A 24,737-nucleotide genomic window follows, 5' to 3' on the forward strand; every position below is an offset into this window, starting at 1 on the left:
CTTCTAAATTAGACATGCCTGAGGAGCTCCACGATTTTGTTTTCTTTGACAAAAACTTTGATCGTGCCTCAGGCACTTAGTTCCCTTCTTAAGCAAATCTCAGGTTAATTACTAATTCGAATTCCTCTTCTATATCCCAACGATTTTGTCGAAAAAGGCTTAGTGGATGATGATCTTCCGTCCCATAACGGTATAAAAGCTCCTTGGCACTTATAACACATTGAACCAATAATCCATTTACCAATGCGGGAAAAACGACTATCTGCTCTTGCTCACTCCACTCTTCTCTATCAGGAAATTGGATAGATTGATTCACGAATGTAACTCCTGTTCCAATGTTAGCAACACAGGTGAAATTTCAGGCAATACACCATGCCATAATTTAAATGAATGAGCAGCTTGCCCCACTAACATCCCCAGCCCATCCGCATAACGAGAAACACCATGCTTCTTGGCAAAGGAAATAAAGGGCGTCAAATCAGCCTGGTAAAACATATCATAACAGACACAATTCTCATTAAACATGAATGGAGATATAGTAGGAATCTCACCATTAATACCAGATGCAGTCGCATTGATAATGAGATCAAACTCAGGACTATTAAGTGCTTTCATCTCAACAGGCCAAATATTACCTATTGCCGAAAAATTATTAGCAACCTGTATAGCGCGACTAAACGTGCGGTTTGTAATTGTAATTTTACAACCAAATTCTAATAATGGAAATAAAACACCTCTGGCAGCGCCACCAGCTCCAATGATTAAAATATGTTGCCCTTGAGTAATAAACCCAAGTCGCATCAAATCTGTTAATAACCCTATACCATCCGTGTTATCACCAATCAATTGATTATTATTAAGTAATTTCAAAGTATTAACTGCCCCGCTGAGTCTTGCCCGTTCAGTCAACTCATTTGCCCGAATAAATGCCTGCTCTTTAAATGGCACAGTAATATTGGCTCCTATACCTCCCTGTTTAAGAAATGTATCCAATGCCTCTTGAAATTTACTTATCGGCACCAGAATTTTCCCATAACGATGCTCAATACCTGTCTGTCTAGCAAATAACTGATGGATACGCGGAGATTTACTATGCTCAACAGGATTACCAAAGACAGCAAATTGATCCATATTTATCTCCCCTTATCCTTGACGATAAAGCTCACCAGTTAAAGCATCCCGAATTTCTGAAGGGTTTTTCCGACCGCCAACACCTCCGTTTAATATAGGAAGCTTATCTCCAAACTGTTGTCTAACTTCTGCTGCTGTTCTGCATGGTTCAAGGCCATTCAAATTTGCACTGGTCGACACCAATGGTTTCCCATAAAAAGTACATAACTGTTTCACCAAAGGATGATCACTAACTCTGACAGCCAAGGTAGTGAATTGCCCTGTCAACCACTTAGGTGCACTGAATTTGGCAGGAATCACCCAGGTTACAGGCCCTGGCCAACAAGCAAACATAGCTTTTTTTTGCTCTTCTGTCAGAAGTTTATCATCAAGATATGGTTGTAATTGTTCATAATTATCTGCGATAAGAATCAACCCTTTCTGCCAAGGACGCTTCTTTAATATAAGCAGTTCATTTACTGCTTTTTCACTATCAGGATCACATCCAAGTCCAAAAACAGCTTCAGTCGGATAGGCAATCACTTTTTCTGCTTTTAATGCAGTTAATACATTCTCAAATGCAGGTGATGCTTCATTGCTCATTTTATTACTCTGCTTAATTTATTTGCCGTTTTCCACACAACTTACTGGCACAAAATAACTTTATACCTTGTGATGTACGTTTTTCCACCAACAACGAATAAGAACAAAACTCACATTTCCCCTCAATTGGCTTATTATTTAATACAAACTGGCAATTAGGGTAACGGTTACACGCATGGAAAATTTTTCCGAAACGTGATTTCCTTTGGAGTAGTTGTCCTTGTTTACATTGCGGACAGGATATTAACGTCTCATCCGGTTTATCAATTAGTTCTGTATGTTCGCATTCAGGATAACGACTACAGCCAATGAACATTCCATAACGCCCTTGGCACAAAATCAAATTGACTCCACACGCGGGACATAGCTGCCCTTCAAGTTCTTTTACCACATGACCATCACTTTGCCCTTTTAATGGACGAATATATTGACATGATGGATAACCAGAACATCCAAGAAATGGGCCATGGATACCATTACGCATAACCAACACAGAACCACATTCAGGGCAATATTTAGTTTCATCAGTGGAGAAAGGAACCATTTTTACCATACTATTTTCACTCAAAAGCTCATTCTCATATGACGTTGAACAGGACTCTGGAAATTCAGTTAATTTAACTCACACGCACATAACCACCAGCAACCATAGTCACCTTACCCAGTAATTCCAGCTCAAGGAGCTTTGTCATGACCTCAGTTATAGGCAATGAAGAACGCTGAGCAATAATATCAACAGGTGTTACTTCAGCGCCTACGTTAACTAGCACATCAGTAAATGGCAACTCAGTTTGCTCAAACTGCGGTTTGATTTCTTCCTCCGCTCTTTCCATATTCAACCATTGTAATGAACTGTAAACATGTTCCACAATATCCATTGCATTTGTAGCTAAATATGCACCTTGTTTTATTAACCAGTGATTGCCTTCGCTCACTGAACTCCCCAAAAGCCCTGGTAATGCAAATACATCTCTTCCTTGCTCAAGAGCACAGCGAGCAGTAATTAACGAGCCACTATTTTGGCCTGCTTCTACAACAATCACTGCTGAGCTTAATCCACTGATAATCCGATTTCTTTTAGGAAAGTTTTTTGCACGCGGTGGAGTATCCGGAAAAAACTCAGAAACAAGAGCACCATTCTCCTCAATTTGCTTTGCTAATGATCCGTGTCTATGAGGATAAATCTGACCAAGCCCACTACCTAATACAGCTACTGTTTTACCTCCACTATCCAATGCAGCTCGGTGACAAATACCATCAATACCGATAGCTAAACCACTAGCAATAACTAACTCATATCCAACTAGTTCACTTGCAAAAATTCTTCCCCATTTCTCACCATAATAGCTTGCTGTCCTGCTCCCTACCATCGCCACCTGCTTCTTTAAAAGAATATCTGGTTTTCCTGCCACAAAAAGCACAAGCGGAGGGGTATGTATCTGCTTTAATAGAGGTGGATACGAAGGGTGAGAATATGTCAATAAATGGTGCTCTGGCTGTTCCAACCACTTAAGGCATGAAGCTAATAAGATTTTATTTACTTTAGTAAATTGCAGACATTGTGCTGGCGATAATCCACTATCTTTCAACACAGTGAGATAACGACTCCCGGAATATAATAATTTTTCTGCAACATTTGCTGCTCTCTCTGTTGCCAAATGAGAAATCATCTTCATTCGCAACCATACTTCCATAGCTTCCATGTTGTCATCCTAGCTAAGATTGACGGACAAAACTAAACTGCTCAATTAGCAATCGATACTGTCAATCTAAACGGGAAATGTCTAGAATAGACATAGAATACCATTAACATTTTGGATGCAGATCTAAACATATATGTCAGTATTACAAGTATTACATTACCCAGACGAGCGGCTTCGCACTATTGCAACGCCTGTTGAAACAGTTGATGCAGAGATTCAACGTATCATTGATGATATGTTTGAAACTATGTATGCAGAAGAAGGTATCGGTTTGGCAGCAACACAAGTTGATATTCATCAGCGTATTGTTGTTATTGACGTATCAGAAACACGTAATGAGCGTCTCGTTCTGATCAACCCAGAATTACTGGAAAAAAGTGGTGAAACGGGGATCGAAGAGGGCTGTTTGTCTATTCCTGAACAACGAGCACTGGTGCCACGAGCCAAAAAAGTCAAAATTAAAGCCCTAGATTACAATGGCCAACCATTTGAATTACAAGCTGATGGCTTACTCGCAATTTGTATTCAGCATGAGATGGACCACTTAATTGGTAAACTTTTTGTGGATTACTTATCTCCACTGAAACGCCAACGTATACGCCAGAAAGTAGAAAAACTGGATAAACAAAAAGCCCGAACCAAGTAAATTATATTAATACAGGAAATAAACGTGTCTGATTCTTTACGTATTGTTTTTGCTGGAACACCTGATTTTGCAGCACGCCATCTAGAGGCTTTGTTAATGTCTCCGCATGAGGTGGTTGGCGTTCTAACTCAACCAGATAGACCGGCAGGAAGAGGTAAAAAACTGACACCCAGTCCTGTAAAGGTACTGGCAGAGGAACGTAACATCACCGTTTTTCAGCCAGCTACTTTACGCTCAGAAGAAAACCAACAATGGATTCTAAAACAACAACCTGATGTTCTCATCGTTGTTGCCTATGGATTGATCCTTCCCAAGGTTATTTTAAATATTCCAGAATTAGGTTGCCTAAACGTACATGGTTCCCTACTACCACGTTGGCGAGGTGCAGCCCCTATTCAACGCTCACTTTGGGCCGGTGATACAGAAACAGGCGTAACAATAATGCAAATGGATATAGGTCTTGACACTGGTGACATTCTATATAAAGCAAGCTGCCCTATTACACCTGAGGATACCAGTGCCAGTTTATACGAAAAACTGGCCAATATTGGGCCAGATGCGTTACTCAAAACATTATCATTAATAATATCAGGTAAAAGTCAACCTGAAACTCAAAACGAAAATTTGGTTACCTACGCTGAAAAACTAAGCAAAGAAGAAGCCCGTATAAATTGGGAACTATCTGCAGCCCACCTTGAACGTTGTATTCGCGCATTTAATCCCTGGCCCATGAGCTTTTTCGAGATGGAAGGACAACCTATTAAAGTTTGGAAAGCAGAAGCCATTGAAGAACAAACTTCGGTAGAACCAGGAACTGTATTAAAAGCAGACAAAGAAGGTATTTATATTGCTACTGCTGATGGAATTCTGAACATTACACAATTACAACCTGCCGGTAAAAAAGCAATGTCAGCAGCAAATCTACTTAATTCTAAACGTGAATGGTTTACGCCAGGCAATAAAATCAACTGAATACTATTTTATACTGTAAGCTCTCTCACAAACTTTCTCTTAATGCTGGCTTTTGTCAGCTCTTTTAACTATGAAAAACACATATAATCTGCGAAGTATCACCGCAAAAGCAATCAATCAAGTTCTGGATCAAGGACAATCTCTCAGTACAGTCTTACCCAAACTGCAACAAAATATAACTGATAAAGACAAACCCTTATTACAGGAATTATCTTTCGGAGTGTTACGCGTATTACCACAGCTAGAGTGGATAATAGGTCAACTAATGGCAAAACCATTAAAAGGTAAACAACGTATTCTTCATTACCTGCTTATGGTTGGGATATACCAACTTGCCTATACTCGTATTCCAGCCCATGCCGCACTTGCTGAAACAGTAAACGGAGCCGTAACTCTGAAGCATTCTCAATTGAAAGGGTTAATTAATGGCGTTCTTCGCCAATTTCAGAGACAACAGCTACAGTTAATGGAATGTACACAAAATAATCCTAGCCACTACTTACACCCAGAATGGCTATTAACTCGAATCCAAAAAGCCTATCCACAACAATGGCAACAACTTATTTATGCTAATAATAAGAAACCCCCTATGTGGTTACGAGTTAATCGTATATACCATAGTCGGGATGAATATCTCACTCTTCTTCATAAATCAGGAATTGATGCAGAACCAGCGCCCAAATCACCTTCTGCTATCCGCATAATTTCCCCTTGCCCTGTAACAATATTACCTGGATTTGATAAAGGTTGGGTCACTGTCCAAGATTTATCCGCACAAGAGTGTGTCGAGTTACTAAAACCCATTAATGGAGAGAAAATTCTCGATCTTTGTGCAGCACCAGGGGGGAAAACAACATATATCCTCGAAATAGCACCAGAATCTCAAGTAGTAGCGGTAGATATTGATGAGCAAAGAATCAAACGAGTAAAAGAAAATCTCCAACGCCTTAACTGCCACGCTACAGTAAAAACCGGTGATGGACGCCACCCTGAACATTGGGCAGAAAACCTGCAATTCGACCGCATTCTTTTGGATGCACCGTGTTCAGCAACAGGAGTAATCCGTCGCCATCCTGATATCAAGTGGTTACGCCGCGAGGAAGATATTGCTCAATTAGTTCAATTGCAATCTGAGATTCTTGATGCAATCTGGCCATATTTAAAGAAAAACGGAACTCTAGTATATGCAACCTGTTCTATTCTACCAGATGAAAATTGCCAGCAAATCAGCTCGTTTTTAAAACGCCATTCAGATGCAAAACTCGCGGGAACAGAGACAAATGATTGTCTGGGAAAACAAATAATACCTGAGTTAAATGGTGGTGATGGTTTCTTTTACGCTCGATTAACTAAACAGTAATATATCTCTACAATTTATAGAGATAATTATTTGTTTGCAATAAGTTAGAAAATACTATGAAAATAATTATTCTTGGTGCTGGTCAAGTTGGCGGTACATTAGCTGAAAATCTGGTAGGTGAAAATAACGATATCACCATAGTCGATACTGATCCCAACCGTCTACACCAACTACAGGATAAATTCGATCTCAGAGTAGTCAATGGTCATGGTTCTTACCCCAGAGTATTAAGAGAAGCTGGTGCTGAAGATGCTGATATGTTAGTTGCTGTAACTAATTCTGACGAAACTAACATGATTGCATGCCAAATTGCTTATTCCTTATTCAACACCCCAAACAAAGTTGCGCGAATACGCGCAGCAGAATATATTCGTGAAGCAGATAAACTTTTTCTGCCTAATGATATTCCTATTGATTATCTTATTTCACCAGAACAACTTGTCATAGATTATATTTATAAACTAATTCAATATCCTGGTGCCTTACAAGTCGTTAACTTTGCCGAAGGCCGAGTAAGTATTGTTGCAGTAAAAGCTTATTATGGAGGCTCACTTGTAGGAAATGCACTTTCCTCACTTCGTGAGCACATACCGCATATTAATACCAGAGTTGCAGCAATATTTCGTCAGGATCGACCAATAAGACCTCAAGGTTCTACAATTATTGAAGCCGGTGACGAAGTTTTCTTTGTAGCTGCATCACAACATATTCGTGCTGTAATGAGTGAGCTTCAACGTTTAGAAAAACCCTACAAACGTATTATGATTGTAGGTGGTGGTAATGTGGGAGCTGGTCTTGCACTACGTCTAGAAAAAGATTACAGGGTTAAATTAATTGAACGAAATCAGCAAAGAGCTATAGAACTAGCCGAATTATTACATGATACCATTGTTTTCTATGGGGATGCCTCCGATCAAGAGTTATTAGCTGAAGAACATATAGAACAAGTTGATGTATTTATTGCTCTAACCAACGATGACGAGGCAAATATCATGTCTGCAATGCTTGCCAAACGCATGGGTGCTAAAAAAGCCATGGTTCTCATTCAACGTGGTGCATATGTCGATTTAGTACAAGGTGGTGTCATTGATATTGCAATCTCTCCACAACAAGCGACGATTTCCGCTCTGCTAGGTCATGTTCGCAAAGCAGATATTGTAAGCGTTTCCTCATTACGTCGTGGAGTGGCCGAAGCTATCGAAGCGATTGCTCATGGAGATGAAAATACGTCAAAGGTTGTTGGTCGAACTGTCGGTGATATTAAATTACCACCAGGCACTACAATTAGTGCAATAGCTCGCGGTGACGAAGTCATTATTGCTAGTGATTATAGTGTGATCGAACAAGGAGATCATGTAATTATGTTTATTACAGATAAGAAATTTATCCCCGAAGTAGAGAAACTATTCCAGCCAAGCCCTTTTTTCCTTTAAAAGCCAAAGAAATCATTATACATCAGTCATATAATTCGCACACAATAACTGATACAACTTGGTATGTTTTAATTAGAAGAGTGTCATGAAGCTTTTAAATCAGTTTATGAATTTACTATGAAAGGTAATTTTGACAATTTAGCTGCTGACGTCAGCATCGATATGATTTTAAAAGAACACCGTACCATCATTCACTATTTTTCTACACAATGAAACTAATACACAGATAATTTAGTAAAAGGAAATTGGAATTATATCAGATACTCCCAATTACCGAAACAAAATTATTATTAGAAATTCGTAGCTTACTGAAAAGTAGGAAATAGACCTATTAAACTAAAAGACCAGTAGTAAAGAATCTAATGACCCCTTACCACTGGTCTCCCAGCTACTTGCTTTGCTATGTTTTTCTTTCCTCTGGTAACTTCCTTTTCCTTTTTTATTTTTTTCAACTCGTTGTTTAAATAGTGGATCACGTAATAGAGCTTCTAGAGCATTATCCTTTATTACACCTTTCTTATGGTGATATGTAATCATCATATACCTCTATCATATTAATTTATCTACAAACATAGCGATTGTACTCTCTGAATTTTCAATAATAAAGAAAAATTTCTTATTTCTTATTTCTTATTTCTTATTTCTTATTTCTTATTTTTTATTTAAAGCACCTTGTTCTAAAGTTTCAAGAATAGAACAATAAATACTTATATGAGAACTACCACAGCAAGCATCACTTAACATCTTAAGTGAATCACGCATTTTTCGCATTTCAAGAAGTTTTTCCTCCACTTCCATTAACCTAGAATCTACAATTTGCTTTGACTCTTCACAAGTATGATGGGCTGGATCTACACGAATAGACAATAATTCTGTAATAGCTTCCAATGTAAACCCCAATTGCTTAGCATAGCGTATAAACCGAAGGCGCTGTAAATCTTGCTCTGTATAAAGTCTATACCCTCCTTCAGTACGGTTCTGATGTTCCATCATTCCTTGTTTTTCATAGAAGCGCACAGTATCAGGAGTTACATTCGCTAATTTAGCCAGTTGACCAATACGATACATCTTTATATCTCCTACAATAGATAACATTGTTCGAGATATCAGCATAGCAGGATGAAAAAAAATAAGTTAGAGATTCATATATGCAAGCGTAAAAAAACCGGGATAAACCCGGTTCTTTTATATGCCCCTACAGATTACTCCGTAGTCGCAACTTCTGTTTGAGGTTCAGTAGCACGGTCAACAAGCTCGATGTATGCCATCGGAGCATTGTCACCAGCACGGAAGCCACACTTAAGAATACGAGTGTAACCACCTGCGCGGTTCGCAAAACGCGGGCCCAGCTCATTAAACAGTTTTGCCACGATTTCGTTGTCACGAGTACGGGCGAATGCCAGACGACGATTAGCTACGCTGTCGATCTTGGCAAGAGTAATCAGCGGCTCAACGACACGACGCAGTTCTTTCGCTTTAGGCAGAGTCGTCTTGATGATTTCATGACGGACCAAAGAACCTGCCATATTGCGGAACATAGCTTGGCGATGGCTGCTGTTGCGGTTCAATTGACGACCACTCTTACGATGGCGCATGACCTTATCCTTCTCAGTAAAACCTTAACCTGTGATCTAGTTATTCATCAGCAATACTTGCTGGTGGCCAGTTTTCTAAGCGCATGCCCAGAGATAAGCCACGTGAAGCCAGTACGTCTTTGATCTCTGTAAGAGATTTTTTACCCAGGTTAGGTGTCTTAAGCAACTCAACCTCGGTACGCTGTACCAAATCACCGATGTAGTGGATAGTTTCTGCCTTAAGACAGTTAGCAGAGCGGACAGTCAATTCCAGATCGTCAACAGGGCGCAGCAGGATCGGATCAAACTCTGGCTTCTCCTCTTTTACTTCTGGCTGACGTACATCACGTAAATCAACAAAAGCTTCCAGCTGTTCAGCCAAAATAGTAGCTGCACGGCGAATCGCCTCTTCAGGATCGATTGTACCGTTAGTTTCCATCTCGATAACCAACTTGTCCAAATCGGTACGTTGTTCTACACGCGCTGCTTCAACATTGTAGGCAATACGCTCTACTGGGCTATAACAAGCGTCTACTAACAAACGACCAATAGGGCGCTCATCTTCTTCCGAATGAATCCGGGCAGAAGCCGGCACATAACCTCGACCACGCTGAACTTTAATGCGCATGCTTATAGAAGCAGTTTCGTCAGTCAGGTGGCAGATTACATGTTGCGGCTTGACGATTTCGACATCTCCGTCGTGGATAATGTCGGCTGCAGTCACAGGGCCAATGCCAGACTTATTCAAGGTAAGAATAACTTCATCTTTTCCCTGAACTCTTACCGCCAGCCCTTTCAGGTTGAGGAGAATCTCCAGGATATCTTCCTGTACACCTTCTTTGGTGCTGTACTCATGCAGTACACCATCAATCTCAACCTCAGTCACCGCACAACCCGGCATAGACGAAAGCAGAATACGGCGCAGTGCGTTACCAAGAGTATGGCCAAAACCACGCTCTAATGGCTCAAGGGTCACCTTGGCGTGCGTCGAACTGACTTGCTCGATATCAACCAGGCGCGGTTTTAGAAACTCTGTCACAGAACCCTGCATTGTGTCCTCTCTTTGGTGCTAAGCTTTACTTAGAGTAAAGCTCGACGATCAGGTGTTCGTTGATGTCAGCAGACAGATCGGCACGTTCTGGAATACGTTTGAACACACCTTCCATCTTCACAGCATCAACCTCCAACCAAGTTGGTTTCTCACGCTGCTCAGCCAGCTCTAAAGCCGCCTTGATACGAGACTGCTTTTTCGATTTTTCGCGAACGCTGACTACGTCATTCGGGGATACCTGATAAGAAGCGATGTTAACAACGCGGCCATTTACCATGATAGCCTTATGGCTTACCATTTGGCGTGATTCAGCACGAGTCGCCCCGAAACCCATACGGTAAACAACGTTGTCCAGACGACCTTCCAGCAAACTCAGCAGGTTTTCGCCTGTGTTGCCTTTCAGACGAGTTGCTTCTTTATAATAGTTACGGAATTGACGTTCTAGAACACCGTAAATACGACGAACTTTTTGTTTCTCACGTAACTGCACACCGTAGTCAGACAGACGCGGTTTACGTGCGCCATGCTGCCCAGGTGCTTGTTCTAATTTACACTTGGTGTCAATCGCGCGAACGCCAGACTTCAGGAATAGATCTGTACCCTCGCGACGGCTCAGCTTGAGCTTAGGACCCAAATATCTTGCCATTTTCTTTCTCCAATCGAACCTAAAAAAGTAAACGCTATTAAACGCGACGTTTTTTAGGTGGACGACAACCGTTATGAGGGATCGGAGTCACATCAGTAATGTTAGTAATGCGGAAACCTGCCGCATTTAACGCTCGAATAGTTGACTCGCGGCCAGGACCAGGTCCTTTAACCATAACTTCCAGGTTCTTAATTCCGTATTCTTTCACTGCTTCAGCACAGCGCTCTGCTGCAACCTGAGCTGCAAACGGAGTAGATTTACGAGAACCACGGAAACCGGAACCACCAGCAGTTGCCCAACCTAAGGCATTACCCTGGCGGTCAGTAATGGTCACGATGGTGTTGTTGAAAGAAGCATGGATATGAGCCACACCGTCAGAGACTTGCTTTCTTACACGCTTACGTGCACGAATAGGTGCTTTTGCCATTATACAATACCCCGATTATTTCTTGATCGGCTTACGTGGACCCTTACGGGTACGTGCGTTGGTCTTAGTACGCTGGCCGCGAACAGGTAGACCACGACGGTGACGTAAACCACGATAAGTACCAAGATCCATCAGACGTTTGATGCTCAGGGTTACTTCACGACGCAAATCGCCTTCTACAACGTATTTGGCAACTTCGTCACGCAGCTTATCAATTTGCTCTTCAGACAGCTCGCTGATCTTAACATGTTCAGCAATACCCGCCGCAGCACAAATGGCTTGGGAGCGAGTTTTACCAATTCCGTAGATCGATGTTAAAGCGATTACGGTATGCTTCTGATCAGGAATGTTAATGCCTGCTATACGGGCCACTATGCACTCCTAAATTATTTATTTACCGCAACACCATTCTGAAAAGCCCGTTTTCAGGATACTCAAATAGTGTTGCTGTGATATAAAAAAGATTGGCTGGCTAATTTAGCCAGCTCAAACCGACTTTGCAAGAAAAATATGCTATTTTATCAGCCTTGGCGTTGTTTATGCTTAGGCTCTGCACTACAAATCACGCGAACGATACCATTACGCTTAACGATTTTACAGTTACGACATAATTTCTTGACGGAAGCACGAACTTTCATTTTTACTCTCCGTAACTTCTCAAGCAAACCAATTAACGGTTATAACCTTTAAGATTTGCCTTCTTCAATGCAGACTCATACTGACTTGACATCATCAGAGTTTGCACTTGAGCCATAAAGTCCATGATGACTACAACTACAATAAGTAGCGAAGTACCGCCAAAATAAAATGGCATCTTCATCGCATCACGCATGAACTCCGGGATTAAGCAGATAAAAGTAATATACATCGCACCAACTAAAGTTAGGCGTGTCATTACCTTATCAATGTACTTGGCTGTTTGCTCTCCCGGACGAATTCCTGGTACAAATGCACCGGACTTCTTCAGGTTATCTGCTGTTTCTCTCGGGTTGAAAACCAACGCAGTATAGAAAAAACAGAAGAAGATGATTGCAGACGCGTAGAGTAACACATAAAGCGGTTGCCCAGGCTGCAAGTACATTGAAATAGTAGTCAGCCAGTTCCAACCAGTTCCTCCCCCAAACCAAGAAGCTATGGTACCAGGGAACAGAATAATGCTGGAAGCAAAAATTGCAGGGATAACCCCAGCCATATTCACTTTCAACGGTAAATGTGTGCTCTGTGCAGCATAAACTCGGCGACCCTGTTGACGTTTTGCATAGTTAACAACGATACGTCGTTGGCCACGCTCCATGAAAACAACGAAGAAAGTTACTGCAAACACTAACACTGCAACCAACAGCAACAGGAGGAAGTGCAGATCGCCTTGCCGAGCTTGCTCAATGGTATGGCCAATGGCCGGCGGCAAACCCGCAACAATACCAGCAAAGATTATGATAGAGATACCGTTTCCAATACCACGCTCAGTAATCTGCTCACCCAACCACATTAGGAACATAGTCCCAGTAACTAGGCTCACAACAGCCGTGAAGTAGAAAGCAAACCCTGGATTGATCACCAGCCCTTGCATTCCTGGCATATTCGGCAAACCAGTAGCAATACCGATTGACTGGAATATAGCCAGCACTAAAGTACCATAGCGAGTATACTGGCTAATCTTACGACGACCAGCTTCCCCTTCCTTCTTAATCTCTGCCAACGTTGGATGAATCACCGTCAACAACTGAATAATAATAGACGCAGAAATATACGGCATTATCCCCAGTGCAAAGATAGAAGCACGACTTAAAGCACCACCAGAGAACATGTTAAACATTTCAATGATGGTGCCCCTTTGCTGTTCGAGCAATTTGGCAAGCACAGTGGCATCAATACCAGGGATAGGAATAAAAGAACCAATACGGAAAACAATTAACGCGCCAATAACAAACAACAGCCTACGTTTCAGCTCGCCTAGTCCACCTTTAGCACTTTGGAAATCTAATCCTGGTTGTTTAGCCATCTGTTACTTATTCCTCAATTTTACCGCCAGCAGCTTCAATTGCAGCACGAGCGCCCTTAGTAACACGAAGGCCACGCACAGTTACTGCACGATTGATTTCGCCAGAAAGAATAACTTTCGCAAATTCAATTTGAGTGCCAACAATGTTAGCTGCTTTCAATGCGTTCAGATCGATAATATCGCCTTCAACGGCAGCAAAATCAGACAAACGAACTTCTGCTGTGACCATCGCCTTACGTGAAGTAAAGCCAAATTTTGGCAAACGACGGTACAAAGGCATCTGACCACCTTCAAAACCGCGACGTACGCCACCGCCAGAACGAGACTTCTGACCCTTGTGACCACGGCCACCGGTTTTACCCAGGCCAGAACCAATACCACGACCTACACGTTTAGGCGCATGCTTGGAACCATCAGCCGGAGACAGAGTATTTAAGCGCATCTGTTACTCCTCAACTTTAACCATATAGGAAACCAAGTTGATCATACCACGTATAGCAGGAGTATCTTCACGCTCTACTGTATGACCGATACGGCGCAGACCTAAACCAACCAAAGTTGCCTTATGTTTAGGCAGACGGCCAATTGAACTGCGAATCTGTGTTACTTTAATAGTCTTAGCCATGGCCATTACCCCAGAATTTCTTCGACGGATTTACCACGCTTAGCTGCGACCATTTCTGGAGACTTCATGCTGTCTAAAGCATCCAGAGTTGCACGAACCACATTAATAGGGTTGGTGGAACCATAGGTTTTAGCCAGTACGTTACGAACACCAGCCACCTCCAAAACAGCACGCATAGCACCGCCTGCGATGATACCAGTACCTTCGTGAGCAGGCTGCATGAACACACGGGAACCAGTGTGTGCACCTTTTACTGGGTGATATAAAGTGCCGCTGTTCAATGCGACGGTTTTCATATTGCGACGGGCTTTTTCCATCGCTTTCTGGATTGCTGCCGGAACTTCGCGTGCTTTGCCGTAGCCAAAACCAACGCGACCATTACCATCACCTACAACAGTCAGTGCGGTAAAGCTGAAAATCCGGCCACCTTTTACGGTTTTAGATACGCGATTTACCGCAATCAGCTTTTCCTGCAGTTCGCCAGCTTGTTTTTCGATGTGAGCCATCTTACACCTCTACCTTAGAACTGAAGGCCAGCTTCACGGGCAGCATCTGCCAGTGCCTGGACTCGACCATGATATTGGAAACCAGAGCGGTCAAAGGATACATCTTTAATACCTTTTTCCAATGCACGTTCAGCAATTGCCTTGCCAACTGCTGCTGCTGCTTCTTTATTTCCAGTGTATTTCAGTTGTTCATTGATAGCTTTTTCTGTAGTAGAAGCTGCCACCAAAGTTTCAGAACCGTTTGGTGCGATAACCTGCGCATAAATATGGCGAGGGGTACGATGTACCACCAGGCGAGTTGCACCCAGTTCCTGGAGCTTGCGGCGTGCGCGGGTCGCACGACGGATACGAGCTGCTTTCTTATCCATAGTGTTACCTTACTTCTTCTTAGCCTCTTTGATACGCACGACTTCGTCGGCGTAACGAACACCCTTACCTTTATAAGGCTCAGGACGACGATAGGCACGCAGTTCTGCCGCAACCTGACCGATTACCTGTTTATCAGCACCCTTTAGTACGATTTCAGTTTGTGACGGACATTCTGCAGTAATGCCTGCTGGCAGTTCGTGGTCAACTGGATGTGAGAAGCCCAGAGACATGTTGATAACATTGCCTTTGACTGCTGCACGATAACCAACACCTACCAGTTGAAGCTTCTTAGTGAAGCCTTCGGTAACACCGATAACCATAGCATTCAGCAAAGAACGAGTTGTACCCGCCTGTGCCCAACCATCAACATAACCATCGCGTGGAGCGAAGGTCAGTTGATTATCTGCATGCTTAACTTCAACTGCGCTGTGGATTGTACGACTCAACTCGCCGTTTTTACCCTTAATCGAAATAACCTGACCGTCGAGTTTTACCTCTACGTCGGTAGGAATAACGACGGGTGCTTTTGCAACACGAGACATTCTTTCCTCCCGAATTAAGCTACGTAGCAGAGAATCTCGCCACCAAGACCAGCTTGGCGAGCTGCACGATCAGTCATTACACCTTTAGAGGTAGAAACAACAGCGATACCCAAACCAGCCATAACTTGTGGCAGCTCATCTTTTTTCTTATAGATGCGCAGACTTGGTCGGCTTACACGCTGAATACTTTCTACAACAGCCTTGCCCTGGAAGTATTTCAGTACTAATTCCAGCTCTGGCTTGGTGTCGCCTTCAATTTTATAATCTTCAATATAACCTTCTTCCTTCAGCACCTTGGCAATTGCCACTTTCAGCTTGGAGGAAGGCATGGTGACCGCAACTTTATTCGCGGCCTGACCGTTACGGATACGGGTCAGCATATCCGCGATGGGATCTTGCATGCTCATCTGTCTTTACTCCCGTGATTCAATTGGTGACAATTACCAGCTAGCCTTTTTAAGGCCCGGAATTTCACCGCGCATGGCGGCTTCACGGACTTTAATACGGCTCAACCCAAACTTCCGCAAAAACGCATGCGGACGACCAGTTTGGCGGCAGCGGTTACGCTGACGAGAAGGGCTGGAATCACGTGGCAGTGTTTGCAGCTTAAGAACAGCACTCCAACGCTCTTCATCAGATGCATTCACATCAGAAATGACAGCTTTCAATTCTACACGTTTAGTGAAGAATTTTTCAGCTAATTTCGCACGTTTTACATCACGTGCTTTCATTGATTGCTTAGCCATGAATACCCTGCCTTACTTGCGGAACGGGAAGTTAAAAGCAGCCAACAGTGCGCGGCCTTCATCATCAGATTTCGCAGTTGTGGTGATAGTAATATCCAGACCACGAACACGATCCACTTTATCGTAATCGATTTCAGGGAAGATGATTTGCTCACGTACACCCATGCTGTAATTGCCACGACCATCAAATGACTTAGCAGACAAACCACGGAAGTCACGAATACGAGGTACAGCAATAGAAATCAGGCGCTCAAGAAACTCCCACATACGTTCACCACGCAGGGTCACTTTACAGCCGATTGGATAGCCCTGACGGATTTTGAAGCCTGCAACTGATTTGCGCGCTTTGGTGATCAATGGTTTTTGACCAGAGATTGCTGCCAGATCCGCTGCTGCATTATCCAGCAGTTTCTTATCAGCAATTGCTTCACCAACACCCATGTTCAGGGTGATCTTCTCGACCCGAGGGACTTGCATGACAGAATTGTAGCCAAACTGAGTCATCAGTTTTTGGACTACCTCGTCTTTGTAGTAATCATGCAGTTTCGCCATCGTATTACTCCAAATTACTTGATAGTTTCGCTGTTAGATTTAAAGAAACGAACTTTTTTTCCGTCTTCAAATCTAAAACCTACACGGTCAGCCTTACCGGTTGCCGCATTGAAGATCGCAACGTTTGAAACCTGGATTGCAGCTTCTTTTTCAACGATGCCACCTGGCTGGTTCAGAGCCGGAACAGGCTTCTGATGCTTTTTAACCAAGTTGATACCTTCAACAATGACTTTCCCAGTAGAAAGAACCTGTTTTACTTTACCGCGCTTACCTTTATCTTTTCCAGTCAACACGATAACTTCGTCATCACGACGGATTTTCGCTGCCATTGTCCGCTCCTTAGAGTACTTCTGGTGCCAGGGAGATAATTTTCATGAACTTTTCATTACGAAGTTCACGAGTTACCGGCCCAAAAATACGCGTACCGATAACTTGCTCACTTGTGTTGTTTAACAACACGCAAGCATTGCCATCGAAGCGAATGACAGAACCGTCAGGGCGACGAACACCCTTCTTGGTGCGCACCACTACCGCTTTCAGGACATCACCTTTTTTCACTTTACCACGAGGAATCGCTTCCTTGATGGTGACTTTTATGATGTCGCCGACGTGTGCATAGCGACGGTGCGAGCCACCCAGAACCTTGATACACATTACGCGACGTGCACCGGAGTTGTCGGCCACGTTCAGCATAGTCTGTTCTTGGATCATTTTAGTGCTCCGCTAAATGTCAACTACTACTGAGCCCACTTCACTACTATAATTTAATATGAAGAGGCCGTTCAGATACCCCATATCACGAGGGCGCGGCATTATAACACCACATCTCAGATATAGATAGAAAAAATAAACGGCCCATAGCCTGAGCCGTTTACTCTATTCGAGCCAGCTTACAGAATCGCTTTCTCTACAACGCGAACTAAAGTCCAAGATTTAGTTTTGGACAGTGGACGGGTTTCGCGGATTTCCACCACATCACCAATACCACATTCATTGTTCTCGTCATGTACATGCAGTTTAGTCGTACGTTTGATGAATTTACCATACAGAGGGTGTTTCACCTTACGCTCAATAGCAACAACAATAGATTTCTCCATTTTGTCACTTACAACACGACCTTGCAAAGTACGGATTTTATCGGTCATTACGCACCCGCCTTCTCAGTCAATAAAGTCTTAACGCGTGCGATATTACGACGCACTTGTTTCAACAGATGAGACTGTTGTAGCTGGCCACTTGCAGCCTGCATGCGCAGGTTAAATTGTTCACGCAGCAAATTCAGCAGCTCAGTGTTCAGCTCTTCAACGCTTTTTTCGCGCAGCTCTTGTGCTTTCATTACATCACCGTCTTAGTTACAAAGGTGGTCTTGATAGGCAGTTTCGCTGCTGCCAGCTTGAATGCTTCACGAGCCAGCTCTTCAGGCACACCGTCCATTTCATAAAGGACTTTACCAGGCTGGATCAAGGCAACCCAATATTCTACGTTACCTTTACCTTTACCCATACGCACTTCGAGTGGCTTTTCAGTGATAGGTTTGTCTGGAAATACACGTATCCAGATTTTACCTTGACGTTTAATTGCACGGGTCATAGCACGACGTGCCGCTTCAATCTGACGTGCCGTCAGACGGCCACGGCCCACAGCTTTCAGACCGAAAGTGCCGAAGCTAACATCCGCACCTGCTGCCAGGCCACGGTTACGGCCTTTGTGCATTTTACGGAATTTCGTACGCTTTGGTTGTAACATCAGCGACTCTCCTTACTTGCGGCCTTTGCGCTGCTGCTTTTTAGGTTGTGCAGCCGGTTTTTCCGCCTGTTCAACAGCAGCCATACCACCCAAGATCTCACCTTTGAAGATCCATACCTTAACGCCGAGTACACCATAAGTGGTGTGCGCTTCTGAAGTGTTGTAGTCGATATCTGCACGCAGTGTGTGCAACGGTACACGACCTTCACGATACCATTCAGTACGCGCGATTTCAGCACCGCCTAAACGGCCACTGACTTCCACTTTAATGCCTTTAGCGCCTAGACGCATCGCATTCTGGACTGCACGCTTCATAGCACGACGGAACATAACACGACGTTCCAGCTGTGAAGTAATACTGTCAGCAACCAGTTTCGCGTCCAGTTCAGGCTTACGCACTTCAGAGATATTAATTTGCGCAGGAACACCAGCGATTTCCGCTACAGTTTTACGCAGTTTTTCTACGTCTTCACCTTTCTTACCGATTACGATACCTGGGCGAGCAGTGTGAATAGTTACACGAATACTTTTAGCAGGACGTTCAATAACAATGCGTGAAATAGACGCTTTTGCCAGTTCTTTCTTCAAGTACTGGCGAACTTTAAAATCGCTGTCTAGGTTGTCAGCGAATTCTTTAGTATTCGCATACCAAGTAGAGTTCCAAGGTTTGACAATACCCAGGCGAATACCATTAGGATGTACTTTCTGACCCATTGCTAGTCTCCAGAGTCTCAGCGATCGGACACAACCACAGTAATGTGGCTGCTGCGCTTCAGGATGCGATCTGCACGACCTTTTGCACGAGGCATAATACGCTTCATAGTCGGGCCTTCGTCTACGAAAATCTTCGTGACCTTCAGATCATCAATGTCAGCACCATCGTTGTGTTCTGCATTAGCAATAGCAGACTCAAGTACTTTCTTCACTAAACCAGCAGCTTTCTTATTGGTATAGGTCAGAGTTTCCAGAGCTTGCGACACTTTCTTACCGCGAATCAGGTCAGCTACAAGGCGAACCTTCTGAGCAGAAGAACGAGCGTGGCGATGTTTAGCGATAGTTTCCATCTCTTCCTCCTACCTTAGCGCTTTTTAGCCTTTTTATCGGCCGCATGGCCGCGATAAGTACGGGTCGGTGCGAATTCACCTAGTTTATGACCAACCATTTCGTCGGAAACAAAAACTGGTACATGCTGACGACCATTATGGACAGCGATGGTCAAACCGATCATGTTAGGAAAGATCGTTGAACGACGGGACCAAGTCTTAATAGGCTTTTTGTCTCCGCTTTCCACCGCTTTCTCTACCTTCTTCAGCAAGTGCAGGTCAATAAATGGACCTTTCTTGAGAGAACGTGGCATGGTTTATCCTCTAATTATTTTTTAGTACGGCGACGTACGATGAACTGATCAGTACGTTTATTACTACGGGTCTTCTTACCTTTAGTTTGAACACCCCAAGGAGTTACAGGATGTTTACCAAAGTTACGACCTTCACCACCACCATGTGGGTGATCTACCGGGTTCATCGCCGTACCACGAACGGTAGGACGAATACCACGCCAGCGACTTGCACCAGCTTTACCCAGAACACGTAGCATATGTTCTGCATTACCAACCTCACCTAAAGTGGCGCGGCAGTCAGACAGAACTTTACGCATTTCACCAGAACGTAGACGCAAAGTTACATAAGAACCATCACGGGCAACGATCTGAACGTATGCACCAGCGGAACGAGCCAACTGACCACCTTTACCCGGTTTCATTTCTACGTTATGTACGGTAGAACCAACAGGGATATTGCGCATTGGCAATGCGTTACCAGTTTTGATAGCTGCGTCAACACCAGATTGAATCTGATCACCAGCTTTCAGCCCTTTAGGTGCAAGGATATAACGGCGTTCACCATCTTTATACAAAACCAAGGCGATATTTGCTGAACGATTTGGATCATATTCCAAGCGCTCAACTACAGCAGGGATACCATCTTTATTACGTTTAAAGTCAATCAAACGATAGTGCTGCTTGTGGCCACCACCAATGTGACGAGTGGTAATACGGCCATTGTTGTTACGACCACCGGTTTTGCTGCTTTTTTCCAGCAATGGAGCATAAGGTTTACCCTTATGCAGCTCAGGGTTAACCACTTTAACAACGTGGCGACGGCCCGGAGACGTAGGTTTACATTTAACAATTGCCATTGTTCTTTACTCCTCCGACTTACTCTGCACCACCGATGAAGTCCATATTCTGGCCTTCCTTCAGTGTGACGTAAGCTTTTTTCCAGTCGCTACGACGACCAATACGCTGACCGTGGCGTTTAGTTTTGCCTTTTACCAGCAAAGTGTTAACACCTTCAACTTCGACTTCAAACAGTTTCTGCACAGCAGCTTTGATTTCTGCTTTAGTCGCGTCTTTCGCAACTTTGAGAACGATGGTGTTGCTTTTCTCCATCGCTGTAGAAGCTTTTTCAGATACGTGCGGTGCGCGCAGTACTTTCAGCAGACGTTCTTCACGGATCATGCCAGCATCTCCTCAACTTGCTTCACAGCATCAGCAGTCATAACCACTTTATCGAAGGCGATCAAGCTCACTGGATCAATACCAGCTACATCACGAACATCAACCTTGTACAGGTTGCGAGCTGCTAAGAACAAATTCTCATCAACTTCATTAGTGATAATCAGCACATCTTCCAGCGCCATCTCTTTCAGTTTCTGAACCAGAAGCTTGGTTTTAGGCGCTTCTACAGAAAACTTCTCGACAACGATCAAACGATCTTGACGTACCAATTCAGACAGGATGCTTTTTAAAGCACCACGGTACATTTTCTTATTAACTTTTTGACTGTGGTCCTGTGGCTTAGCTGCGAAAGTTACGCCACCAGAGCGCCAAATTGGGCTCTTAATAGAACCAGAGCGTGCACGGCCAGTGCCTTTCTGACGCCATGGTTTTTTACCTGAACCAGAAACTTCAGCACGGGTTTTCTGAGCACGAGTACCTTGACGTGCACCAGCTGCGTAAGCAACAACTACTTGATGCACAAGCGCTTCATTGAAATCACGCCCGAAGGTAGTTTCGGAAACAGTCAGCGCGCCTTGCGCGTCTTTCATTACCAATTCCATTCCTATCTCCTCGACGTTACGCCTTGACAGCCGGTTTTACGATCAGGTTGCCGCCAGTTGAACCTGGAACAGCACCTTTGACCAGCAGCAGGTTGCGCTCAGCGTCAACACGTACTACATCCAGGCTTTGAACAGTTACGCGTTCATTACCCAGCTGGCCTGCCATTTTCTTGCCTTTAAATACCTTGCCCGGAGTTTGGTTCTGACCGATAGAACCCGGAACACGATGAGACAAAGAGTTACCGTGGCTAGCATCTTGGGTACGGAAGTTCCAGCGCTTAACAGTACCAGCAAAACCTTTACCTTTAGATGTACCAGTAACGTCGACTTTCTTAACGTCAGCGAAAATCTCAACGCTAATGCTTTGACCTACAGCATATTCTTCGCCTTCAGACAGACGGAATTCACGCAGGATACGGCCAGCTTCAACGCCAGCTTTAGCGAAATGACCTGCTTCAGGTTTGTTTACACGGTTAGCTTTTTTGCTACCAGTAGTAACCTGAATTGCACGATAACCATCGTTATCCAGATCTTTAACCTGAGTAACTCGGTTATCTTCAATTTCGATAACAGTTACAGGGATCGAAACGCCATCTTCAGTGAAGATACGAGTCATACCCACTTTTTTACCGACTAAACCAATCATTGTTTCAACCTCTTAATCGTTCAATGACCTGATTAACCCAGGCTGATCTGCACGTCTACACCGGCAGCCAGATCCAGACGCATCAGAGCATCAACGGTTTTCTCGGTTGGCTCAACGATGTCAACCAGACGCTTATGAGTGCGAATTTCGTACTGATCACGCGCATCTTTATTAACATGCGGAGAAATTAGAACGGTAAAACGCTCTTTATGAGTCGGCAGCGGGATCGGACCACGAACCTGCGCACCAGTACGCTTAGCGGTCTCGACAATTTCCGCAGTTGATTGATCGATCAGACGATGATCAAATGCTTTCAGGCGAATACGGATTCTTTGGTTCTGCATGAGACCAGAGCTCCAACTATTTTATAAACGTAAATAATTACTACTCGAACCCATTTCGATTGATGGGAGAGTGTAATCGTTCAATATATAACCCCCATATCGGGGGTATTTTAAATGGGCAGTAAAAAACACTGCGCATTTACTGGCTAACAAACCAGACTTACACGTAAGTAAGACCGCATATTATACGCAAATCAATTAACAAAGCAAGATACAGATGAAGATTTGTCCGGAGTAAAATTAAAGGGGCATGAAACAAAATGCCCTAACTTAACAGATAGGGCATTTTTCCGTAACTATAACTATTCTCCTTCAAGGATCTGTGCTTGAGTGTAATTTTGAATCCCCATACGTTCAATTAATTCAAATTGAGTTTCCAGCCAATCAATATGCTTTTCTTCTTCATCTAGAATATCGATCATTAAATCACGGCTAACATAGTCATGAATCGAATCAGCATAAGCAATCGCTTCTTTCAAATCTTTAGCTCCTTGCAATTCGAGCTGCAAGTCAGATTTGAGCATTTCTTCGATATCTTCTCCGATGTTAAGTTTTCCTAGATCCTGCAAATTAGGAATCCCTTCAAGAAAAAGGATACGTTCAATGTACCTATCGGCGTGCTTCATTTCATCGATAGATTCATGATATTCCTTATCATTAAGTCGAGTAAGACCCCAGTTTTTGAACATCCGGGCGTGCAGAAAATACTGATTAATTGCAACAAGCTCATTTCCAAGAAGTTTGTTCAAATGAACAATCATTTTTTTATCACCTTTCATAGCTTACCCCTCCGCTTCCAGTACTTAAAGTGTAGTACCTATTCAGCAGAGTAGTAGTAAACTTACTTCTTTTTTATCAAGCAACGTTACCTATCTTGGGTAGCTGTGCAATCTCCTCATTAATTAGCTCTCTAGCTTGGCGTATGCATTTGCCACAATCACGGCCTACAGGCACAATACGTTTTAGTTCTTTAATAGAGTGAATATGATGTTGACGCACCGCATTACGTATTGTTTTGTCACTCACCGCATTACATAGGCAGACATACATAAATAACACTCTCTGGTACACATTATAGCGCATATTAAATAATAATGAGTCTCATTTCAATAATCATTCGCATTTTAATTTTCTGATTCAGGTTCTTCCAAATATTCTTTTAGCCTTGTCAAATATAGGTAGTTCTCTCATTTCTATAATACTTTGGCTAGGAAGGCTTTTATCTCTATCAGGAACTTTCTTAAACTTATTCCATCCTAAGACTATCTCCTACATCAGCAATTTGTTCCAGAACTGATAGCTAGACAGAACAACCCACTTAAGATATTACGGGATATAGAATTCACATACTTAGTTGTACGAAAACGAACATGCTATGCCGTAATCTTTTCAGGGGTATCCCCTCTTTCTGTTAGAACATACCAACAGAGGCAGAACAAGCATGGGTTAGATATTACTACCTGTATGTAAAAGAAAATATGACTTATCTAAGTCTGAAGACAAATACTTATTTGGAAAAATCATGAGTTATCACTAACGTATTCTATAGATGAATGATGTATATATACTCTAAGAATATCCTGATAAAACAGCTAAATGACGCTTCCAGGAACAAACGATCAAAATCAAAAATTTAAAACACGAAGAGACAACCCAACGGGGTGGTTCATACAGAGAATTTAAGGAAGGATGATATAAATTAAAATACTCACTAACAGACACCTAATGTAGCACACCAGGCGTCTGTTCTAAAACAAGACAGAATGCAAACCTATTCTAGAGTTGGGTACTTAATTATTAACTATTAAGCGATAACTTTAGCAACAACACCAGCACCTACTGTACGGCCACCTTCACGGATAGCGAAGCGCAGACCTTGGTCCATTGCGATTGGGGCAATCAAGGTAACTTTCATCTGAATGTTATCACCTGGCATCACCATTTCCACGCCTTCTGGCAGTTCAATGGTACCGGTCACGTCAGTTGTACGGAAGTAGAACTGTGGACGGTAGCC

41 protein-coding genes and 1 pseudogene are annotated in these 24,737 nt (G+C 43.1%); 4 read left to right on the forward strand and 38 right to left on the reverse strand.

Annotated elements, in window-relative coordinates; translation table 11 throughout:
- Positions 1-88 precede the first annotated feature (88 nt).
- The 5 genes from ACGF5R_RS20325 to dprA form a co-directional block, all read right to left on the reverse strand.
- The gene (locus tag ACGF5R_RS20325) at positions 89-316 is read right to left on the reverse strand and encodes a DUF1488 domain-containing protein (RefSeq protein ID WP_387692446.1); all 228 of its coding nucleotides are present in this window, start codon (positions 314-316) and stop codon (positions 89-91) included.
- Positions 313-1,131, reverse strand: a complete 819-nt coding sequence (gene aroE / locus ACGF5R_RS20330) for a shikimate dehydrogenase (protein ID WP_387692448.1) — start codon at positions 1,129-1,131, stop codon at positions 313-315. Before aroE ends, ACGF5R_RS20325 begins: the two co-directional genes overlap by 4 nt.
- Positions 1,132-1,143: 12 nt before the next feature.
- Positions 1,144-1,713 (reverse strand): L-threonylcarbamoyladenylate synthase type 1 TsaC, encoded by a 570-nt coding sequence (gene tsaC, locus ACGF5R_RS20335; protein ID WP_387692450.1) that lies wholly within the window; start codon positions 1,711-1,713, stop codon positions 1,144-1,146.
- Positions 1,714-1,726: 13 nt separating this feature from the next.
- Positions 1,727-2,266, reverse strand: a complete 540-nt coding sequence (locus ACGF5R_RS20340; RefSeq protein WP_112879453.1) for a topoisomerase DNA-binding C4 zinc finger domain-containing protein — start codon at positions 2,264-2,266, stop codon at positions 1,727-1,729.
- A 64-nt stretch (positions 2,267-2,330) separates the two neighbouring features.
- Complete coding sequence (dprA, locus tag ACGF5R_RS20345) at positions 2,331-3,416, reverse strand: DNA-protecting protein DprA (RefSeq protein ID WP_112879452.1); 1,086 nt, start codon at positions 3,414-3,416, stop codon at positions 2,331-2,333.
- A 133-nt stretch (positions 3,417-3,549) separates the two neighbouring features.
- On the opposite strand from dprA, the gene def reads away from it, so the two are divergent.
- From def to trkA, 4 genes are all read left to right on the forward strand, one after another.
- On the forward strand, positions 3,550-4,062 hold the full coding sequence (gene def / locus ACGF5R_RS20350) for a peptide deformylase (RefSeq protein ID WP_112879451.1): 513 nt from the start codon (positions 3,550-3,552) through the stop codon (positions 4,060-4,062).
- 24 nt (positions 4,063-4,086) lie between these two features.
- Positions 4,087-5,034 carry a methionyl-tRNA formyltransferase gene (fmt, locus tag ACGF5R_RS20355; protein WP_387692452.1) on the forward strand — a complete coding sequence of 316 codons (948 nt, stop codon included), beginning with the start codon at positions 4,087-4,089 and terminating at the stop codon, positions 5,032-5,034.
- A gap of 70 nt (positions 5,035-5,104) precedes the next feature.
- The gene (gene rsmB, locus ACGF5R_RS20360) at positions 5,105-6,394 is read left to right on the forward strand and encodes a 16S rRNA (cytosine(967)-C(5))-methyltransferase RsmB (protein WP_387692454.1); all 1,290 of its coding nucleotides are present in this window, start codon (positions 5,105-5,107) and stop codon (positions 6,392-6,394) included.
- Positions 6,395-6,450: 56 nt separating this feature from the next.
- Positions 6,451-7,827 (forward strand): Trk system potassium transporter TrkA, encoded by a 1,377-nt coding sequence (gene trkA / locus ACGF5R_RS20365; protein WP_387692456.1) that lies wholly within the window; start codon positions 6,451-6,453, stop codon positions 7,825-7,827.
- Positions 7,828-8,163: 336 nt separating this feature from the next.
- On the opposite strand, the gene ACGF5R_RS20370 is transcribed toward trkA, so the two are convergent.
- The 33 genes and pseudogenes from ACGF5R_RS20370 to tuf form a co-directional block, all read right to left on the reverse strand.
- Entirely contained in the window at positions 8,164-8,364 is a 201-nt protein-coding gene (locus ACGF5R_RS20370; RefSeq protein ID WP_011148769.1) for an alternative ribosome-rescue factor A, read from the reverse strand.
- 114 nt (positions 8,365-8,478) lie between these two features.
- Positions 8,479-8,895, reverse strand: coding sequence for a Zn(2+)-responsive transcriptional regulator (gene zntR / locus ACGF5R_RS20375; protein ID WP_011148770.1), 417 nt, complete (start codon positions 8,893-8,895; stop codon positions 8,479-8,481).
- Positions 8,896-9,029: 134 nt separating this feature from the next.
- Positions 9,030-9,422, reverse strand: a complete 393-nt coding sequence (gene rplQ / locus ACGF5R_RS20380; RefSeq protein ID WP_112879447.1) for a 50S ribosomal protein L17 — start codon at positions 9,420-9,422, stop codon at positions 9,030-9,032.
- Positions 9,423-9,462: 40 nt separating this feature from the next.
- Positions 9,463-10,452 carry a DNA-directed RNA polymerase subunit alpha gene (locus ACGF5R_RS20385; RefSeq protein ID WP_112879446.1) on the reverse strand — a complete coding sequence of 330 codons (990 nt, stop codon included), beginning with the start codon at positions 10,450-10,452 and terminating at the stop codon, positions 9,463-9,465.
- Between the two features lie 25 nt (positions 10,453-10,477).
- Positions 10,478-11,098 (reverse strand): 30S ribosomal protein S4, encoded by a 621-nt coding sequence (gene rpsD, locus ACGF5R_RS20390; protein ID WP_011148773.1) that lies wholly within the window; start codon positions 11,096-11,098, stop codon positions 10,478-10,480.
- 37 nt (positions 11,099-11,135) lie between these two features.
- Positions 11,136-11,525, reverse strand: coding sequence for a 30S ribosomal protein S11 (rpsK, locus tag ACGF5R_RS20395; RefSeq protein ID WP_002919257.1), 390 nt, complete (start codon positions 11,523-11,525; stop codon positions 11,136-11,138).
- Between the two features lie 15 nt (positions 11,526-11,540).
- Positions 11,541-11,897 (reverse strand): 30S ribosomal protein S13, encoded by a 357-nt coding sequence (rpsM, locus tag ACGF5R_RS20400; RefSeq protein ID WP_011148774.1) that lies wholly within the window; start codon positions 11,895-11,897, stop codon positions 11,541-11,543.
- A gap of 149 nt (positions 11,898-12,046) precedes the next feature.
- The gene (rpmJ, locus tag ACGF5R_RS20405; protein ID WP_012768118.1) at positions 12,047-12,163 is read right to left on the reverse strand and encodes a 50S ribosomal protein L36; all 117 of its coding nucleotides are present in this window, start codon (positions 12,161-12,163) and stop codon (positions 12,047-12,049) included.
- Between the two features lie 32 nt (positions 12,164-12,195).
- On the reverse strand, positions 12,196-13,527 hold the full coding sequence (gene secY, locus ACGF5R_RS20410) for a preprotein translocase subunit SecY (protein ID WP_387692458.1): 1,332 nt from the start codon (positions 13,525-13,527) through the stop codon (positions 12,196-12,198).
- Between the two features lie 7 nt (positions 13,528-13,534).
- Positions 13,535-13,969 carry a 50S ribosomal protein L15 gene (gene rplO / locus ACGF5R_RS20415; RefSeq protein WP_112879445.1) on the reverse strand — a complete coding sequence of 145 codons (435 nt, stop codon included), beginning with the start codon at positions 13,967-13,969 and terminating at the stop codon, positions 13,535-13,537.
- 3 nt (positions 13,970-13,972) lie between these two features.
- Positions 13,973-14,152, reverse strand: a complete 180-nt coding sequence (gene rpmD, locus ACGF5R_RS20420) for a 50S ribosomal protein L30 (protein ID WP_011148777.1) — start codon at positions 14,150-14,152, stop codon at positions 13,973-13,975.
- Positions 14,153-14,157: 5 nt separating this feature from the next.
- Positions 14,158-14,658, reverse strand: a complete 501-nt coding sequence (gene rpsE / locus ACGF5R_RS20425; RefSeq protein WP_011148778.1) for a 30S ribosomal protein S5 — start codon at positions 14,656-14,658, stop codon at positions 14,158-14,160.
- Between the two features lie 14 nt (positions 14,659-14,672).
- Positions 14,673-15,026, reverse strand: coding sequence for a 50S ribosomal protein L18 (gene rplR, locus ACGF5R_RS20430; RefSeq protein WP_011148779.1), 354 nt, complete (start codon positions 15,024-15,026; stop codon positions 14,673-14,675).
- A gap of 9 nt (positions 15,027-15,035) precedes the next feature.
- Positions 15,036-15,569 carry a 50S ribosomal protein L6 gene (rplF, locus tag ACGF5R_RS20435; RefSeq protein WP_112879444.1) on the reverse strand — a complete coding sequence of 178 codons (534 nt, stop codon included), beginning with the start codon at positions 15,567-15,569 and terminating at the stop codon, positions 15,036-15,038.
- A 14-nt stretch (positions 15,570-15,583) separates the two neighbouring features.
- Entirely contained in the window at positions 15,584-15,976 is a 393-nt protein-coding gene (gene rpsH / locus ACGF5R_RS20440) for a 30S ribosomal protein S8 (RefSeq protein ID WP_011148781.1), read from the reverse strand.
- Between the two features lie 33 nt (positions 15,977-16,009).
- Positions 16,010-16,315 (reverse strand): 30S ribosomal protein S14, encoded by a 306-nt coding sequence (gene rpsN, locus ACGF5R_RS20445; protein WP_112879443.1) that lies wholly within the window; start codon positions 16,313-16,315, stop codon positions 16,010-16,012.
- A 12-nt stretch (positions 16,316-16,327) separates the two neighbouring features.
- Complete coding sequence (gene rplE, locus ACGF5R_RS20450) at positions 16,328-16,867, reverse strand: 50S ribosomal protein L5 (RefSeq protein WP_011148783.1); 540 nt, start codon at positions 16,865-16,867, stop codon at positions 16,328-16,330.
- A gap of 14 nt (positions 16,868-16,881) precedes the next feature.
- Positions 16,882-17,196: a 50S ribosomal protein L24 gene (gene rplX / locus ACGF5R_RS20455; RefSeq protein WP_036781887.1), complete on the reverse strand. Its 315-nt coding sequence runs from the start codon at positions 17,194-17,196 to the stop codon at positions 16,882-16,884.
- Positions 17,197-17,206: 10 nt separating this feature from the next.
- Positions 17,207-17,578 (reverse strand): 50S ribosomal protein L14, encoded by a 372-nt coding sequence (gene rplN / locus ACGF5R_RS20460; RefSeq protein ID WP_036781889.1) that lies wholly within the window; start codon positions 17,576-17,578, stop codon positions 17,207-17,209.
- 179 nt (positions 17,579-17,757) lie between these two features.
- A complete protein-coding gene (rpsQ, locus tag ACGF5R_RS20465; RefSeq protein WP_011148786.1) occupies positions 17,758-18,012 on the reverse strand; it encodes a 30S ribosomal protein S17 in 255 nt (84 codons plus the stop codon).
- Positions 18,012-18,203: a 50S ribosomal protein L29 gene (gene rpmC, locus ACGF5R_RS20470; RefSeq protein WP_010847484.1), complete on the reverse strand. Its 192-nt coding sequence runs from the start codon at positions 18,201-18,203 to the stop codon at positions 18,012-18,014. The genes rpsQ and rpmC overlap by 1 nt, the downstream gene beginning before the upstream one ends.
- Positions 18,203-18,613 carry a 50S ribosomal protein L16 gene (gene rplP / locus ACGF5R_RS20475; RefSeq protein WP_011148788.1) on the reverse strand — a complete coding sequence of 137 codons (411 nt, stop codon included), beginning with the start codon at positions 18,611-18,613 and terminating at the stop codon, positions 18,203-18,205. The genes rpmC and rplP overlap by 1 nt, the downstream gene beginning before the upstream one ends.
- A 12-nt stretch (positions 18,614-18,625) precedes the next feature.
- Positions 18,626-19,327, reverse strand: coding sequence for a 30S ribosomal protein S3 (rpsC, locus tag ACGF5R_RS20480; RefSeq protein WP_112879442.1), 702 nt, complete (start codon positions 19,325-19,327; stop codon positions 18,626-18,628).
- Positions 19,328-19,344: 17 nt separating this feature from the next.
- Positions 19,345-19,677: a 50S ribosomal protein L22 gene (gene rplV / locus ACGF5R_RS20485; RefSeq protein WP_011148790.1), complete on the reverse strand. Its 333-nt coding sequence runs from the start codon at positions 19,675-19,677 to the stop codon at positions 19,345-19,347.
- Between the two features lie 14 nt (positions 19,678-19,691).
- On the reverse strand, positions 19,692-19,970 hold the full coding sequence (gene rpsS, locus ACGF5R_RS20490) for a 30S ribosomal protein S19 (protein ID WP_011148791.1): 279 nt from the start codon (positions 19,968-19,970) through the stop codon (positions 19,692-19,694).
- Positions 19,971-19,984: 14 nt separating this feature from the next.
- Positions 19,985-20,809: a 50S ribosomal protein L2 gene (gene rplB, locus ACGF5R_RS20495; protein WP_112879441.1), complete on the reverse strand. Its 825-nt coding sequence runs from the start codon at positions 20,807-20,809 to the stop codon at positions 19,985-19,987.
- A 19-nt stretch (positions 20,810-20,828) separates the two neighbouring features.
- A complete protein-coding gene (rplW, locus tag ACGF5R_RS20500) occupies positions 20,829-21,131 on the reverse strand; it encodes a 50S ribosomal protein L23 (RefSeq protein ID WP_021322796.1) in 303 nt (100 codons plus the stop codon).
- Positions 21,128-21,733: a 50S ribosomal protein L4 gene (gene rplD / locus ACGF5R_RS20505; RefSeq protein ID WP_011148794.1), complete on the reverse strand. Its 606-nt coding sequence runs from the start codon at positions 21,731-21,733 to the stop codon at positions 21,128-21,130. Before rplD ends, rplW begins: the two co-directional genes overlap by 4 nt.
- Positions 21,734-21,749: 16 nt before the next feature.
- Positions 21,750-22,379 carry a 50S ribosomal protein L3 gene (gene rplC, locus ACGF5R_RS20510; protein ID WP_112879440.1) on the reverse strand — a complete coding sequence of 210 codons (630 nt, stop codon included), beginning with the start codon at positions 22,377-22,379 and terminating at the stop codon, positions 21,750-21,752.
- 32 nt (positions 22,380-22,411) lie between these two features.
- Positions 22,412-22,723 (reverse strand): 30S ribosomal protein S10, encoded by a 312-nt coding sequence (rpsJ, locus tag ACGF5R_RS20515; protein WP_112879439.1) that lies wholly within the window; start codon positions 22,721-22,723, stop codon positions 22,412-22,414.
- Positions 22,724-23,025: 302 nt separating this feature from the next.
- Positions 23,026-23,502 (reverse strand): bacterioferritin, encoded by a 477-nt coding sequence (gene bfr, locus ACGF5R_RS20520; RefSeq protein ID WP_112879438.1) that lies wholly within the window; start codon positions 23,500-23,502, stop codon positions 23,026-23,028.
- A 76-nt stretch (positions 23,503-23,578) separates the two neighbouring features.
- Entirely contained in the window at positions 23,579-23,773 is a 195-nt protein-coding gene (gene bfd / locus ACGF5R_RS20525; protein WP_112879459.1) for a bacterioferritin-associated ferredoxin, read from the reverse strand.
- Between the two features lie 754 nt (positions 23,774-24,527).
- Positions 24,528-24,737: pseudogene (gene tuf / locus ACGF5R_RS20530) on the reverse strand (elongation factor Tu); the annotation flags it as partial.

Source organism: Photorhabdus sp. RM71S (assembly GCF_042879355.1).
Taxonomy (GTDB): Bacteria; Pseudomonadota; Gammaproteobacteria; order Enterobacterales; family Enterobacteriaceae; genus Photorhabdus; species Photorhabdus kayaii.